The organism is Oleiphilus sp. HI0079 (assembly GCF_001635105.1).
Map to the genome: position 1 here is coordinate 1 of NZ_LWFT01001305.1, position 14991 is coordinate 14991.

At 46.3% G+C, this 14991-nt stretch carries 15 protein-coding genes; 7 read left to right on the top strand and 8 right to left on the bottom strand.

What is annotated here, in order from left to right; translation table 11 throughout:
• The 3 genes from trxA to A3750_RS25485 all read left to right on the top strand — a co-directional run.
• Positions 1–262, top strand: a 262-nt coding sequence (gene trxA, locus A3750_RS22670; protein ID WP_068548898.1) for a thioredoxin TrxA, incomplete at its 5' end; no start/stop codon positions are given.
• Positions 263–332: 70 nt separating this feature from the next.
• Positions 333–983: a molybdenum cofactor guanylyltransferase gene (locus A3750_RS22675; protein ID WP_068453661.1), complete on the top strand. Its 651-nt coding sequence runs from the start codon at positions 333–335 to the stop codon at positions 981–983.
• A 112-nt stretch (positions 984–1095) separates the two neighbouring features.
• Positions 1096–1257: a hypothetical protein gene (locus A3750_RS25485; protein WP_156492293.1), complete on the top strand. Its 162-nt coding sequence runs from the start codon at positions 1096–1098 to the stop codon at positions 1255–1257.
• Between the two features lie 73 nt (positions 1258–1330).
• Here the strand turns inward: A3750_RS25485 and A3750_RS22680 are convergent, their stop codons facing one another.
• From A3750_RS22680 to A3750_RS22705, 6 genes are all read right to left on the bottom strand, one after another.
• Positions 1331–2113: an amino acid ABC transporter ATP-binding protein gene (locus A3750_RS22680; protein ID WP_068453659.1), complete on the bottom strand. Its 783-nt coding sequence runs from the start codon at positions 2111–2113 to the stop codon at positions 1331–1333.
• Between the two features lie 15 nt (positions 2114–2128).
• On the bottom strand, positions 2129–3232 hold the full coding sequence (locus A3750_RS22685) for an amino acid ABC transporter permease (protein WP_068453657.1): 1104 nt from the start codon (positions 3230–3232) through the stop codon (positions 2129–2131).
• A 10-nt stretch (positions 3233–3242) separates the two neighbouring features.
• On the bottom strand, positions 3243–4436 hold the full coding sequence (locus A3750_RS22690) for an amino acid ABC transporter permease (RefSeq protein WP_068453655.1): 1194 nt from the start codon (positions 4434–4436) through the stop codon (positions 3243–3245).
• A gap of 81 nt (positions 4437–4517) precedes the next feature.
• Complete coding sequence (locus A3750_RS22695; protein ID WP_068453654.1) at positions 4518–5531, bottom strand: amino acid ABC transporter substrate-binding protein; 1014 nt, start codon at positions 5529–5531, stop codon at positions 4518–4520.
• Positions 5532–5822: 291 nt separating this feature from the next.
• The gene (locus A3750_RS22700; protein WP_068465972.1) at positions 5823–6614 is read right to left on the bottom strand and encodes an alpha/beta fold hydrolase; all 792 of its coding nucleotides are present in this window, start codon (positions 6612–6614) and stop codon (positions 5823–5825) included.
• An 18-nt stretch (positions 6615–6632) separates the two neighbouring features.
• Positions 6633–7181, bottom strand: coding sequence for a cupin domain-containing protein (locus A3750_RS22705; RefSeq protein WP_068457680.1), 549 nt, complete (start codon positions 7179–7181; stop codon positions 6633–6635).
• 97 nt (positions 7182–7278) lie between these two features.
• On the opposite strand from A3750_RS22705, the gene A3750_RS22710 reads away from it, so the two are divergent.
• The gene (locus tag A3750_RS22710; protein WP_068457682.1) at positions 7279–8574 is read left to right on the top strand and encodes an FAD-binding oxidoreductase; all 1296 of its coding nucleotides are present in this window, start codon (positions 7279–7281) and stop codon (positions 8572–8574) included.
• Between the two features lie 136 nt (positions 8575–8710).
• Here A3750_RS22710 and A3750_RS22715 read toward each other — a convergent pair whose 3' ends face one another.
• Entirely contained in the window at positions 8711–9439 is a 729-nt protein-coding gene (locus tag A3750_RS22715) for a PEP-CTERM sorting domain-containing protein (protein ID WP_068465973.1), read from the bottom strand.
• A 423-nt stretch (positions 9440–9862) separates the two neighbouring features.
• Positions 9863–11359, bottom strand: a complete 1497-nt coding sequence (locus A3750_RS22720; RefSeq protein WP_068454213.1) for an aldehyde dehydrogenase — start codon at positions 11357–11359, stop codon at positions 9863–9865.
• Positions 11360–11623: 264 nt separating this feature from the next.
• On the opposite strand from A3750_RS22720, the gene A3750_RS22725 reads away from it, so the two are divergent.
• The 3 genes from A3750_RS22725 to A3750_RS22735 are packed head-to-tail and all read left to right on the top strand — an operon-like array spanning position 11624 to position 14863.
• Complete coding sequence (locus tag A3750_RS22725; protein ID WP_068454210.1) at positions 11624–12934, top strand: aspartate aminotransferase family protein; 1311 nt, start codon at positions 11624–11626, stop codon at positions 12932–12934.
• A gap of 40 nt (positions 12935–12974) precedes the next feature.
• A complete protein-coding gene (locus tag A3750_RS22730) occupies positions 12975–14462 on the top strand; it encodes a CoA-acylating methylmalonate-semialdehyde dehydrogenase (protein ID WP_068454207.1) in 1488 nt (495 codons plus the stop codon).
• Between the two features lie 47 nt (positions 14463–14509).
• A complete protein-coding gene (locus A3750_RS22735) occupies positions 14510–14863 on the top strand; it encodes a cupin domain-containing protein (RefSeq protein ID WP_068454204.1) in 354 nt (117 codons plus the stop codon).
• Positions 14864–14991: the final 128 nt, after the last annotated feature.

The window sequence follows — 14991 nt, forward strand, 5'->3', positions numbered from 1 at the left end:
CCCAGTACTCGTCGATTACTGGGCGGAGTGGTGCGGCCCATGCAAGATGATTGCTCCGGTTTTAGAAGAGATTGCTGACGATTACGCTGGTAAGGTAAAGATTTGCAAGCTGAACATCGACGAAAACGATCAAACACCGCCAAAATATAACATTCGAGGAATTCCTACTCTTATGTTGTTTAAGAATGGCAATGTCGATGCGACGAAAGTTGGCGCACTGTCAAAGTCGCAACTTACCGCATTCGTCGATAGCAACCTCTAAAGTTTATGTTGCTTTCAAAAGGCAGCTCATCTGAGCTGCCTTTTTTGTTGGAGCTAGTCGCTTATAAATAATGATAACCCTCGAACCCCTTATTTCGTCTCTGGAGCAAGCCAAGCTGACCTTTGATGCAGGTATATTGGCGGGTGGCAAATCTCTGCGAATGGGCGGCCAAGACAAAGCACTGATTACCCTAGCTGATAACGTGATGGTCTCGTCCGCTGTTCGCCTGCTAAAGCCATTAGCGGTAAACCGGCAAGTACTGATTAACAGCAATAAAGATCCTGAGAACTATAAGTTCCTGTCTCAACGCATATGCCACGACGCTTATCCTGGCTTTCGCGGCCCACTAGCGGGTCTTCATGCCCTACTCTCAAATAGTGATAGCGATATCCTTTTTGTCGTCCCCTGTGATACACCCTTCATTAACGAGCCATTGATCAACGCGCTTGGTCAACGCGCGGTTGAGCAACAACTTAGCGGCTCATCTTTAAGACCCATTGCTCTCCAGTGCGAGAACTTTAAGCACCCATTACATTGCTGCCTACCTCGTGCCTGTCTCGACTCAATTGCACATCACATTGAGCACGGGAAGCACAAGCTCATTCGTTGGTTTGAAAAAAACGAAGCGGATTGGATCTCGGTGCCTGATACGAGCACGCTAGTAAACGTCAATACGCCTGAAGAGCTGCAGAGGGCCAAGCTTAAGTTATCAAATAGTTAAAAATACCGCCTGACCAAACGGTTAAATATTGACCAGATTATGTTCCCGCTGTAAGATACGCTCAAATTCAAACGATCGTTTTAAAAGACTGTTTAATATCAAGGTGGTATACATGATTATTGAAGTACATGTAGCGTTTCTACTAGCTGCTCTCTCTGTTCTATTCGGCATCACATACACCTTGAGTATGTTTCTTGATAAAGAAACAAAACGCATTATCGCGCAGCGTAAATTCGATACTAACGCATCAGAAATTGCAGCAATAAAAGCCTAGCGTTCGCAAGGCATACAAAAAAGGCGGTGTTGCTTATGCAACACCGCCTTTTTTCATTCCAACTATCTACTGATTAATGCGCCAATATTTGGCTGAGGAATAGCTGAAGCCGATCTGTCTCTGGATGATCGAAGAACACATCTGGGGTGTTCTGTTCAACAATCTCTCCTCCGTCCATAAAGATCACTCTATCAGCCACTTTCTTGGCAAATCCCATCTCATGCGTCACACAGAGCATGGTCATTCCCTCTTCAGCAAGCTCAACCATAACATCAAGTACTTCCTTAATCATCTCAGGATCAAGAGCTGAAGTAGGCTCGTCAAACAGCATGATTTGGGGGTTCATACACAATGAGCGTGCGATCGCTACACGCTGCTGCTGACCACCAGAAAGTTGACCGGGGAATTTATTTGCTTGGTCAGGAATCTTCACCCGATGAAGATACTTCATTGCGGTCTCTTCTGCTTCTTCTTTCGGTTTCTTTTGCACCCAGATTGGACCAAGGGTAAGATTCTCTAAAATCGTCAAGTGTGGAAACAGATTAAAGTGCTGGAATACCATCCCAACTTCTCGACGTATATTCTCAATGTTCTTAACGTCTTCAATCATTTCGATGCCGTTAACAACAAGAGAACCTTTTTGAAACTCCTCTAGCCTGTTGATACAACGAATCATCGTTGACTTACCAGAGCCAGAAGGTCCACAAATAACAATACGCTCGCCTTTCTTCACATCAAGATTAATGTTCTTGAGTACATGGAAGTTGCCGTACCATTTGTTGAGATCCTTAATTTCTATAACCGATTCGCCGGAAGAAGCGGTCTCAACTTTATGCTGTGTATTTTCAGTCGTCATGAATAACTCCGTTGCTTAGTTCCGGTGACTTGTATCTAGTTTTTTCTCAATATTGGCACTGATCATCGACATGCCAAAGCAGCAACACCAAAAAACAAGCGCTACAAATATATAACCTTCCGGTGCATGACCACCCAACCAATTTGAATTGGTCAAGGCCGTTTGAGTTGTGCTCAAAATCTCAAAGATACCGATGATCAACAAGAATGTTGTGTTCTTGAAGAGCATGATAAAGGTCGCAAGGATGTTGGGCATGGACACTTTGATCACTTGAGGAAAAATAATGAGTAATGTCTTTTGCCAATAACTCAAGCCAAGAGAATCTGCGGCTTCGTATTGCCCTTCAGGAATCGCCTGAAACCCGCCTCGGAATACTTCTGCCATATATCCTGACATAAACAGAATAAGTACGATCCAAACTCGCAACAATTTGTCGACATTCGTGCCCTCTGGGAAAAAAAGCGGCAACATAACCGAGCCCATAAAGAAGAGCGCCAGCACAGGAACACCCCGAAAAAACTCGATCAAAATAACGCATACGCTGCGAATAAAAGGCATATCGGAGCGACGACCCAACGCCCATAAAAAGCTTAAAGGGAATGCAATAATGATACTCGCCGCCGCAAGAAATATGTTCAGCGAGAAACCACCCCAATAATCGGTACTTACGAACTCAAGCCCAAACAACCGCCCATCCAAAAATGCGGCTCCAATAAAAGGGAATACGAGAAACAATGGCACCCCTACCGTATTACGCAAACGCGTTGGCAGTAGGTAAGGCGCGGCAATGACCAAACCCAATGCAATTATGCCCATGTTGATTCGCCAAAGCTCCTCAGTTGGGTATGAGCCATACATAAATTGTTGCATCCAAGCCGAAACAAAGACCCAACACGCCCCTTGGTCATTCGTACAATCTGCTTGCGTGGTACCAACCCAGTTAGCCTCAATAAATAACCAGCTAATCATGCCAGGAATAACCGAAGCCAATAAACCAATGATGACCAATGTTGCGATCGAATTATGAATATCCGGGAAAAGATTCTCTCTAATCCAACCGATGACACCTCGTGCAGCGACCGGTGCGGGTTGGGCGGGTTGTGGTTTAAACTCTCTCATCACTCGCTCCTTATTTCCGTTCTACCAGTGCAACACTTTCGTTGAATCGGTTCATTATGAAAGAAATCGTCATGTTAATAACGAAGTACACTGCCATGGTCATGAAGACAATTTCGATTGCCTGGCCTGTCTGGTTTAACGAGGTACCAACAAATACGGTGAATAAATCTGGGTAGCCAATTGCCGTTGCCAAGGTCGAGTTTTTAACCAAGCTTTGATATTCGGAATTGAGCAAAGGAACAATGACGCGCATCGCCTGCGGTACGATGATCAAAGACATGATTCTGCTCTCTCGCAACCCAAGACTCCGAGCGGCCTCTGTTTGGCCATGAGGTACCGATTGCACACCGGCCCGAACGGCCTCAGCAATAAATGCACCGGTATAAACAGCTAATGCAATAACAAGCGCCATCAACTCAGGAATAACAGTGATACCACCGCGAAAGTTAAAACCTTTGAGCTCGGGAAACTCCCAAGTAAAAGGGACGCCCATAATAAATAAGGTGACAAGTGGCAGTCCGAACAATATGCCCAAACTGGTTAAAAAGACCGGGAACTGCTCTCCCGTCTCGTCTTGACGTTTTTTCGCCCACTTTTTGAGGACAATGATTGCAGCAATGGCGACCGCGATCGATCCATAAACGACAGAACTGCCAGGCCCACCTATCAAGTCAGGCAAGTACAGACCGCGAACGTTAAGGAAAATCATCTCACCCAAGCTCATACTCTCACGCGCGCTTGGTAAAGAGGCGAGGACGGCGAAATACCAAAAGAAAACTTGCAACAAAAGAGGAATATTACGGAAAGTTTCTACGTAAATTACTGACAGACGTTTAATCAACCAGTTTTGAGAAAAATACGCGACGCCGACAACAAAACCGATCATAGTGGCAAGGAATATACCTATGATTGAGACTAAGATCGTATTGAGCAAACCAACCACGAACGTCATGGCATAGCTTGAGGTTGCCGAATACGGCACTAGGGTCATTAAGATATCAAAACCCGCAGCGGTCGTTAGGAAGTCAAAACCGCTTTTGATACCTCGCGCTTCCATATTTGTAAGCGCATTCGAGACAATCGAGTAGAAGAAGTAGCCGAGACCTAAAAGCAAAAGCGCCTGATAGATAACGGATCTAACCTGAGGGTTATTGAGCATTGAGCCTGAGGAAGAGCTCGCTCTAGCTATTTGTTCTTCGGACATGTTTCTACCCTAAATCATTGTTGAAGAATTTTTGAAACGGCAAAAGGGGCTACAAAAGCCCCTTATGCTAAGCAATTCGAATTAACGAATTGGTGGAGAGTATAGGAAACCGCCCTTGTTCCACTGCTCGTTGATACCACGAGCAATCTTCAATGGAGAACCCATACCAACATTACGCTCGAAAGATTCGCCGTAGTTGCCAACTTGAGAAACAATGTTGTATGCCCAGTCAGCGCTTAGGCCAAGCTTTTCACCCGCATCACCTTCTGTACCCAGAAGACGCTTTTGTGAAGGCTTACCGTTCTCTTTTAAGTCAGCAGCGTTGGATGAATCTACACCCAAAAACTCTGCTTCAATCATTGCCACCAAAGACCATTTAGCAATGTTGAACCACTCGTCGTCACCTTGACGAACAACTGGGCCTAATGGCTCTTTTGAAATTACTTCAGGAAGTACCATTGCAGAATCCGGATCTTTCAAACCAATACGAATTGCATAAAGTTGAGATTGGTCAGAAGTTAGAACGTCACAACGGCCGCTTTCGAAACCTGCACGAGTTTGATCAGATGTATCAAAGGTAACCGCGGTATATTTCATACCGTTCGCACGGAAGTAGTCAGCAAGGTTCAACTCTGTCGTTGTACCAGCTTGAATACATGCTGCAGCGCCATCAAGCTCTAAAGCACTTTTAACACCCAGCTTTTTGGAAACCATGAAGCCTTGGCCATCATAGTAGTTAACACCCGCGAAGTTTAAACCAAGCGAAGTATCACGAGTATGTGTCCAAGTTGTGTTACGAGAAAGGAGATCAATTTCACCAGACTGAAGCGCAGTGAAACGTTCTTTTGCAGTCAAAGGCTTATATTGAACTTTGCTTGCATCGCCTAGGACAGCTGCAGCAACGGCCTTACATACGTCTACATCAAGACCGCTCCACTCACCTTTCTCATCTTTTTGAGAAAAGCCTGCAAGGCCGGTACTCACGCCACAAGACAACGTACCGCGCTTTTTAACGTCTTCCAATGTACCTGCTGTAGCACCGAAAGATAACCCCACTGCTAAACCAGCAGCCATTATTGAAGAGAATTTCAACATTCGTGTTCTCCTAAGTTTTTGTTGTGTATCCGTAAAAGGATGTCGCAGCGCACCTAAAAGCAACAACGAAAAGCTGACGCATGCACTGATGCTTGCTCTTCATACAAATTTGATGCCACCACGTCTCGCTTTTTTTTTATCATTCCAAACGAATCTGGACTTCGCGTTATCATTAGCGACACAAGCAGTTTGTGCTATTTCACATTGTTTTACAACTGCATGCAGTGCGTCAGAATATCGCATAATTTCAGCCTAGCGCATTATTAACGTGCAGCAGAAATTTAGTGGGAACTATTGTGAAATAAATGACTGCTGGAGAAAGCGAACACACATTGCGTTAAAGACTTCAGGTTTTTCAGCGTGCAACCAATGGGAGGTTTCGGGGATGATTTTCAGTTGTGCTTTTGGAAAGAGCTTTTGAGTTTTCGCTTTATGCTCTGGAAGGATGTAATCAGAGCGAGCGCCAGAAATGAACAACACATTTTTTTCATAACGACCACCATGCGGTGCCGCTAGAATATTCGTATAATTGGCTTTGATGGCTTCAAAGTTAAATCGCCATACCAATCCTGAGTCTCCATCATCAGCTCGACGTAAACTCTTAATAAGAAACTGCCTAACACCCCAGTCCTCGATCCATTTTGACAACGCTTCATCTGCAGCCTGCCTTGAACCAACCGGACTCTCGGCTAGCTCCGCCAAGCCCCTGAGTATCTGTTCGTGGCCTGGTGAATACTGCACGGGCGCAATATCGGCAACAATTAGCGCCTCGACTCGCTCTGGATACATCAATGCAACCTGCATCGCCGTTTTACCGCCCATAGAATGGCCAATCAACGCAGCCTGTTTGATGTTTTGGTCGTCCAAATAATCAATAACATCTTTAGCCATGACGTCGTAGTCAAGCAGAGACGAGTGAGGAGATTGCCCGTGATTGCGCAAATCCAAAAGGTGAACCCGGAACTGCTCGGACAGTCCTTTCCCAAGCGTCAGAAGATTGTCCGATGCAGCAAACAAACCATGGAGTATCACCACATGGTTTAGTGATTCTTCTGGGCCAAGTTTCCTGCTAAACAGTTTCATTCAAGACGGACAGAAAAATTAGAAATCTGCCGGCGTCGTGCAGGAAACAATGCGGCAGTCTTCGTCGAAGGGGTTGCGAAAACGATGCTCCCTTCTCGAGTCAAAATAATACCCCTCACCCGGCCCAATGATAAAAACCTCTCCGTCGACGGTCAGCTCAAACTGACCCTCCAGAACATAACCGGCTTCTTCGCCTTCGTGTACATACATATCACCACCAGTATCCGAGCCCGGAGGGAGACGCTCAACCAGGAAAGACATCTGTCTGTTCGGAAAAGATTTACCCACTAATTTCCATTCGATCTCATTCACTGATGAGTCCAATAATTCGCCTGCAGGATAAACAACAGGCGTCTCTACTTTTGCAGAATCTTCCGAGTCGAAAAACTCCATCAGAGACATAGGGAGGCCAGACAGCACTTTTTTAAGTGAACTTACACTTGGGCTAACACTGTTCTTTTCAATCATGGAAATGGTGGAGTTTGTAACCCCGGCTCTTTTCGCAAGCTCTCTTTGAGATATGCCTGTTTTTTTGCGCACTTCGCGCAATCTCTGACCTACATCCATAGCTACTTCCGTGCTTAATTATGGTTTATGGTCGTGCATTATCCCACACGCTCGCTTAATATATCAAACAGTTGATTCTGTATTTAAGGTATTAGTCATGCTCAACCCTTCCACACACTCCCGTACCTATCCACCCTCTTATTATGAAGCAAGTCTGACTGACAAAGAGGGCTTCCCACAAGCAAAGGGGGCGCTTTCTACTCAGGTTTGTATTATCGGGGGCGGTTTCAGTGGCGCAAGCACTGCTTTGGAATTGAGAGAGCGCGGTATCAATGTCATTTTGGTCGAAGCGTATCGCATTGGATGGGGCGCCTCAGGACGCAATGGCGGGCAGTTAATCCGCGGCATTGGTCACGGCCTAGATCAATTCAAGAATCAAATCGGCACCGAGGGCATCAAAGCGATTGATGACATGGGCTTTGAAGCAGTCGATATTGTGAAGCAGCGAGTTGAGAAATACGCAATCGATTGCGATCTTAAATGGGGCTATTGCGACCTTGCCACTAAACCTCGACACCTCAAAGATTTTATTGAAGACAAAGAGTGGCTCGACTCGATTAACTACCCGCACAAAACTCGTCTCATTAGCAAAGACGAAATGCATCAGGTCGTCGGCTCAGACCAGTACATTGGTGGCCTTATTGATATGGGTAGCGGCCACCTTCATCCACTTAAACTCAATGTTGCCGAAGCTCGGATTGCAGAAAATCTAGGTGCAAAAATCTTTGAGAACTCTCGCGTTATAGATATCCAGAAAGGCACGCAATGCATTGTCAAAACAGAGAAAGCAGAGATCCGTTGCGACCAACTAGTCATCTGCGGAAATGCCTATGTCGGAGACTTGGATAAAACACTGAGTGCGAAAGTGCTACCGGCTGGCAGCTATGTCATCGCAACCGAACCGCTCACAGAAGATGAAGCACAACGGGCGCTACCGCAAGACATGGCCGTATGCGACCAAAGAGTGGATCTTGACTATTACCGTTTGTCTGCAGATAACCGGCTTTTATTTGGCGGTTTGTGCACGTACTCAGGTAGAGATCCTAAATCAATCATAGACGCGCTGAAGCCTAACCTGGATAAAGTGTTTCCATACCTTGCGCATAAAAAAATCGACTTTCAATGGGGTGGAATGATTGGAATTGGCGCCAATCGTTTACCTCAAGTAGGTCGGCTTCAAGACAACATATATTATGCGCAGGCCTATTCAGGACATGGCGTAAATGCAACACATATGTCAGGTCGATTAATTGCCGAAACGATCAATAACGAAAGCAATCGAATTGAAGTTTTTGAAAAGGTAAGTCACATGCGCTTTCCCGGAGGCCCAAGGTTCCGCTCACCAATGCTTGCAGCGGGAATGCTGTATCACCGATTCAAAGACCTGTTCTAGCCAACAGACTTTTTCTACTAACGAAATGAGGCTTTTGCTGAGGGATCAGAAATCACTGACTTCTGAAGAAGCGAAAAATGGGCAAGTGCAATCACACTCGCCCATTTGCGAACTAAATAGGAAGGCTCAGCTCTGACTATGCTTTGATAGAGCGGCGACGTGCTGCACCCAATCCAAATAATCCCCCCGCTAACAACGCGAGAGTGCCTGGCTCTGGAACCGATTGAAACTCAATGTTGTCGAGACCAAAACCAATGTTGCGTGTTCCACCAATCGTGGTACCAAGCACTTCAATACGATCAACGCCAGCAAACATAAAGTTTGTTACAAGCGCATCACCAGCGATACCGTCAGTTAGGCCGCTATTACCTATAATGTTACCCAGCCCATCAACACTCACCATGTCCGTGCCGCCACCAGACAAATATGCAGTCAGCTGGAAAAGTTCTGTGTTATTAATGCCGCTGCCGTCGATATCCGCAATGTCGAAAGAGACGTTAGAGCTGCTATTGAACGACAATGAAAAGTGAATATTGTCGTTAAACTCCGTCGTCATAAAGAAGTCGCCAAAAGCACCCGCTGGAATTGGTGCGTCATTTGGGACAAACGCGTCGGTCGGGGAACCAACACGAACAATCTTGATCGCATTATCATGCACAGGAGCGACATCATCAAAGCTCAACGTGATGCCATCACCAACAAATTCGTTGCCCACAATTGTACATTCGTTGTTACCCTGGCCAGCACAAACACCTGAGCCACCGCCCGTCATGTATGTTGTACCAAAATCTTCGAAATCGATTGTGCCAGCTTGTGTAGCACCAGCAAGTGAAATCAGACCCGCCGTTAAAAGCGCCTTTTTCATTTTACAATCGTCTTAAACTTCGCGCTCTAGCCCATTTGACCGGAGGAGTTGCCAGAAGGCTTGCTCTCGATCCTTACTATTTCAACGAGAGACAAACCACGTTCCGCTGGCTTGGGCCATCCTAGTTTCACTGAGGGAGCGCCAGCTCTTGTTGAGAAGCATAAAATAGGCCGAGGACGTGTAAGCTATATAAAACAAACACCTAAGTAGACTGTATGCTGAGATAGATTAGCAAAGTCGTAAAAATTTCAGACACCTAAGCGTACCTATCCCTTCCGAGACTTAAACACTTAGAAGTAAGCCCAGGTGATATCGCAGTAAGAAGGAACGAAAAGAAAAACAATAGCAAAGCGCTACTAAGCAAGCCTGGCATTGCCAGGCTTTGAACTCATCAACTTTTGCTCATCAAGCAACTAAAAACAATTAAAGCTTAATCCAAGTTGCTTTGAGCTCACTGTACTTGTCGAGCGCATGAAGAGATTTGTCTCGGCCATTACCACTCTGTTTGAATCCGCCAAATGGTGCAGTCATATCACCACCATCATACTGATTGACCCATACAGAACCGGCTTTCAAACCTCGCGCAAACCGATGCGCACGACTTAGGTTGCTGGTCCAAACAGCGGCCGCAAGACCATAAATAGAGTCGTTTGCTATCGTCAATGCGTCGTCTTCATTAGTAAATCGAATCACGGACAATACCGGGCCGAAAATTTCCTCTGCCGCAATGGACATATCATTCGACACCCCTTCGAACACGGTTGGCTCAACAAAACAGCCATTCGTCATTTCCACAGGCTTATTACCACCCACTGTTAATGTAGCGCCCTGCTCTTTACCCAGCTCAATGTACGAACAAATTCGTTCTAACTGTGCATCGTCAACTATCGCACCAACCGTCGTTTCCGGATCAAGAGGATTACCCGGTTTCCAACTCGCCATATGAGCACGAACTTTTTCCATAAACTCATCGGCAATGGAATCTTCAACCAATAGACGGGAGCCTGCGGTGCATACTTCACCCTGGTTGTAGCATATCGCTCCTGCGGCAGCTTCTGCAGCAGCATCCAAGTCGGGTGCATCAGCAAAAACAACGTTTGGTGATTTTCCGCCAGCCTCGGCCCAAACCCGCTTCATATTCGACTCACCAGCAAACACCATTAGCTTCTTCGCCACTCCAGTTGAACCGGTAAAGGCTAATGTATCGACATTCATATGTTCTGCCAACGCTTGGCCCGCGGTATGTCCAAAGCCCGGAAGCACGTTAAACACGCCGTCTGGAATACCTGCCTGTTTCGCCAACTCGGCAATACGAATCGCGGTCAATGGCGACTTCTCTGAAGGCTTGAGAATAAACGAGTTACCCATCGCGAGCGCTGGTGCGAATTTCCATGCAGCCATCAGCAATGGAAAGTTCCAAGGAACAATTGCGGCAACGACACCAATCGGCTCTTTCGTCACCATACCCAATTGATCACTGGGTGTTGGTGCAAGCTCATCATAAACCTTGTCAATTGCCTCTGCTGTCCAACGAATCGCCCGCAATGTGCCGGAAAGGTCATCCTCTAGCGAGAAGCTAATCGGCTTCCCCATATCCAATGTCTCGAGCAAAGCGATCTCATCGATCGCGTCTTCTATAAGGTCAGCGAACTTCAGTAGAATCGCCTTTCTGTCTGTTGGCGGCAAATTAGCCCAAACGCCCGATTCAAATGATTCCCGTGCACACGCGACAGCTAAATCAACATCTTCCTTCTTACATGACGCGACATGGACTAAAACGCGTCGATCAATCGGACTTACACACTCAAATTCATCGCCATCTTTCGCTTTGCGGTATTCTCCATTAATAAAGGCACGGCCCTCTATTGAAATCGACTTTGCCAAGCTCTCCCAGTACGCTAGATCTTTAGTTGTGTGCACTATATTCCCCGAAAATTATAAAACCGAAGACGAAACGATACGTCTGAAGGGTAAAAATTTCAATATATCGAACGATATTTCACGAACTTCATTTTCTTATTAAGGGCAATAATAGGTAGGAGATCATCGCCTTAAGCTCTTATTTAGAAGGGATGTAATGGTTTTTTAAGTGACGTAACATTCCAGGGCTTGATGTTTTATTTATTTTACATACACTACGCTTACGTTGTTCAATAAATTAAACACTCTGTTCTTGAGGTTTTTATGTCCACTCAACACTCAAACCTAGACGCTTTCTGGATGCCATTTACAGCAAACCGTCAGTATAAATCTGCTCCTCGAGTACTTGTTGGCGCGAAAGGAATGCACTACACAACAGAAGACGGACGAAAAATACTGGACGGCACAGCGGGTCTTTGGTGTACCAATGCAGGACACGCTCGTACGGAAATTACGGAAGCCGTTAGCAAGCAAATTCAACAGCTTGATTTCGCGCCAACATTCCAGATGGGGCACCCTCTTCCTTTTGAGTTAGCTCAAAAACTTGTGCAACACACCCCGGATGGTCTGGATCACGTATTCTTTACCAATTCGGGATCAGAGTCGGCCGACACTGCACTAAAAATCGCTCTTGCTTACCATCGAGCAAAAGGGAATGCCCACAAAACCCGTCTCGTCGGAAGAGAAAAGGGTTACCACGGCACAAACTTTGGGGGTATCTCAGTTGGCGGCCTAGGCAATAACCGTAAAGCTTTTGGTAGCTTGTTGTCCGGTGTCGATCACCTCAAACATGCCTGGGTTGCTGGTAGCGAATTTACCAAGGGCCAACCAGATCACGGTGAAGAGCTTGCAGATGAGTTGAACAACATGATCGCACTACATGGTGACACAATCGCCGCCGTGATCATTGAACCTGTTGTTGGTAGTGGCGGCGTTTGGATGCCGCCAAAAGGTTACTTGGAGCGTCTACGCAAGATTACGAAAGAAAACGACATCATTCTTATTTTTGATGAAGTGATAACCGGTTACGGAAGAATCGGTAAAGCGTTTGCAGCAGAGCGCTTCGGCGTAACACCCGACATTATCACTTCGGCGAAAGGTCTAACTAACGGCGCAATTCCCATGGGGGCGGTGTTTGTTTCTGGCGAAATCCACAATGCGTTCATGCAAGGGCCAGAAGAAGTTATTGAGTTATTCCACGGTTATACGTATTCCGGCCATCCGGTTGCAGCGGCGGCGGCTATCGCTACACTGGAAGTCTATGAAAAAGAGAACCTGTTTGAAAAAGCGATCGCGCTTGAGTCGTACTGGCAGGATGCTCTTCATAGCTTGAAAGAGTTTGATGTCGTCAAGGACATTCGAAACCTTGGGCTGGTTGGTGCAGTTGAATTTAAGTCCAGTGCAAAAATGGGCGAACGAGGCTTCAAAGTTTTTAACGAATGTTACTGGAAGCACGATGCGCTAGTGCGTTGTACTGGCGATATTATTGCGATGTCTCCACCCTTGATCATCTCTGAATCAGATATCGATCAGTTAATGCACTCAATGCGTTCCGCGATCAAGTCACTCTATTAAGGGTGAGCTAAACAAGAATTTCTTAAACATTAGGTTAACTATGACTACTATTAATCACTACGTAAATGGTCAAGAAACTGGCCCAAGTGCGCGCTCTCATAACGTATTCAATCCTGCTACCGGTGAGCAAATTGCCGAAGTATCCCTTGCCTCAGCCACTGAGGTAGAAAGCGCCATCGCGATTGCGCAGAAGACCTTCGAAACTTGGTCTCAAACAACGCCGCTTAGCCGCGCACGGATCCTTTTCAAGTTCAAAGCAATTGTTGATGAACGTCGTGACGAGCTGGCAGCCGTAATTACTGCACAGCACGGAAAAGTATACGAAGACGCATTGGGCGAAATCACTCGCGGTCTTGAAGTCGTTGAATTCGCTTGCGGTATTCCTTCTGCTCTCAAAGGCGAGTTTACAGAACAAGTAGGTGGCGGTATTGATGCATGGAGTACCAGCCAACCTCTCGGTGTCGTAGCAGGCATCACCCCATTTAACTTCCCGGCCATGGTTCCAATGTGGATGTGGCCAGTCGCCATCGCGTGCGGTAACACCGTAGTAATGAAGCCTTCTGAAAAGAATCCAACTGCCAGTATGCTGATGGCTGAATGGATGAAAGAAGCGGGTCTTCCTGATGGCGTTCTAAACGTGGTGAATGGCGACAAAGAGGCAGTAGACGTTCTGCTTACCCATAAAGATATACAAGCAGTTAGCTTTGTTGGCTCGACACCAATTGCTGAATATATTTACTCGACGGCTTCAGCGAATGGCAAACGGGTGCAAGCTCTAGGTGGCGCGAAAAACCATATGATTGTGATGCCCGATGCAGACATTGACGGTGCAGTAAACGCCCTGATTGGCGCAGCTTATGGTTCAGCCGGTGAACGCTGTATGGCTATCTCGGTTGCGCTCGCAGTAGGTGATATCGCTGATGAGCTGGTAGCGAAGCTAGCAGAAAAAACGAAAGCGCTAAAAATCGGCGATGGTTCAAATAAAGGCCTTGATATGGGCCCTTTGATTAGCAAAGAACATCTTGAGAAAGTCAAAGGCTACATTGCCAAAGGCGTTGAAGAAGGCGCGACGTTAGTAGTCGATGGACGCGAAGCAAAAATCGATGCAAACGAGAAAGGCTACTTCCTTGGTGGCTGTTTGTTCGACAACGTCACGAAAGACATGGTCATTTATCAAGAAGAGATTTTTGGCCCTGTACTTTGTGTCGTTCGTGTCCCTGATTACTCAACGGCTGTTCAGATGATCAACGATCACGAATACGGAAATGGTACTTCTATTTATACCCGCAGCGGCGGCATTGCGCGCAAGTTCACGCATGATGTTCAGGTAGGTATGGTCGGCGTCAATGTGCCAATCCCTGTGCCGATGGCATTCCACTCATTTGGTGGCTGGAAGCGCTCTCTCTTCGGTGCCAACCACATGCACGGACCTGAAGGGGTCAAGTTCTACACCAAGCGCAAAGCGGTCACTGCTCGCTGGCCAGAAGGTGATCTCGGTGCAGAATTCGTGATGCCTACAATGAAGTAAATATCCCGACGAGCCCAGCCTTCTGGGCTTTTTTGTTTTGGAGTTTTATGAACGTTTCAAAAATTCAATTCGTCGCTGAAAACGTCAGCAAAGAAAGTTACCTGCCAGATCAGGAAAAGATTGTTCACGGTGAGCCCGCACAAAACCTCTGGAATAACTATTCAAGTAAAGATGAAAAGTTCCATGTAGGAATTTGGGATTCGAAAGCTGGACGCTGGTCGGTGAGTTATTCCGAGCATGAGTTTTGCCATATTCTTGAAGGCAGCTCGATCATTATTGATGAAAGCGGGAATGAGCTTAAAGTTAACAAAGGCGACCAGTTTGTCGTTCCTGCCGGTTTCAATGGCGAATGGCAAGTAGACGATTATTGTAAAAAGATCTACGTAATTTACGAGGCATAAAGCTTATGCGCACAGAACATACCGGTTCCTATTATGCGGCATCGCGAAATGACAAAATTGATCGGCCAAGTCTAAACGAACACCTCGATGTGGATGTATGCGTTATCGGTGCTGGCTTTTCGGGGATA

Coding starts and splice junctions, on each gene's coding strand:
- A3750_RS22685 (WP_068453657.1), bottom strand. CDS start 3,232: ATGAGAGAGTTTAAACCACAACCCGCCCAACCCGCACCGGTCGCTGCA.
- A3750_RS22680 (WP_068453659.1), bottom strand. CDS start 2,113: ATGACGACTGAAAATACACAGCATAAAGTTGAGACCGCTTCTTCCGGC.
- A3750_RS22735 (WP_068454204.1), top strand. CDS start 14,510: ATGAACGTTTCAAAAATTCAATTCGTCGCTGAAAACGTCAGCAAAGAA.
- A3750_RS22715 (WP_068465973.1), bottom strand. CDS start 9,439: ATGAAAAAGGCGCTTTTAACGGCGGGTCTGATTTCACTTGCTGGTGCT.
- A3750_RS22675 (WP_068453661.1), top strand. CDS start 333: ATGATAACCCTCGAACCCCTTATTTCGTCTCTGGAGCAAGCCAAGCTG.
- A3750_RS22700 (WP_068465972.1), bottom strand. CDS start 6,614: ATGAAACTGTTTAGCAGGAAACTTGGCCCAGAAGAATCACTAAACCAT.
- A3750_RS22725 (WP_068454210.1), top strand. CDS start 11,624: ATGTCCACTCAACACTCAAACCTAGACGCTTTCTGGATGCCATTTACA.
- A3750_RS22705 (WP_068457680.1), bottom strand. CDS start 7,181: ATGGATGTAGGTCAGAGATTGCGCGAAGTGCGCAAAAAAACAGGCATA.
- A3750_RS22690 (WP_068453655.1), bottom strand. CDS start 4,436: ATGTCCGAAGAACAAATAGCTAGAGCGAGCTCTTCCTCAGGCTCAATG.
- A3750_RS25485 (WP_156492293.1), top strand. CDS start 1,096: ATGATTATTGAAGTACATGTAGCGTTTCTACTAGCTGCTCTCTCTGTT.
- A3750_RS22730 (WP_068454207.1), top strand. CDS start 12,975: ATGACTACTATTAATCACTACGTAAATGGTCAAGAAACTGGCCCAAGT.
- A3750_RS22695 (WP_068453654.1), bottom strand. CDS start 5,531: ATGTTGAAATTCTCTTCAATAATGGCTGCTGGTTTAGCAGTGGGGTTA.
- A3750_RS22710 (WP_068457682.1), top strand. CDS start 7,279: ATGCTCAACCCTTCCACACACTCCCGTACCTATCCACCCTCTTATTAT.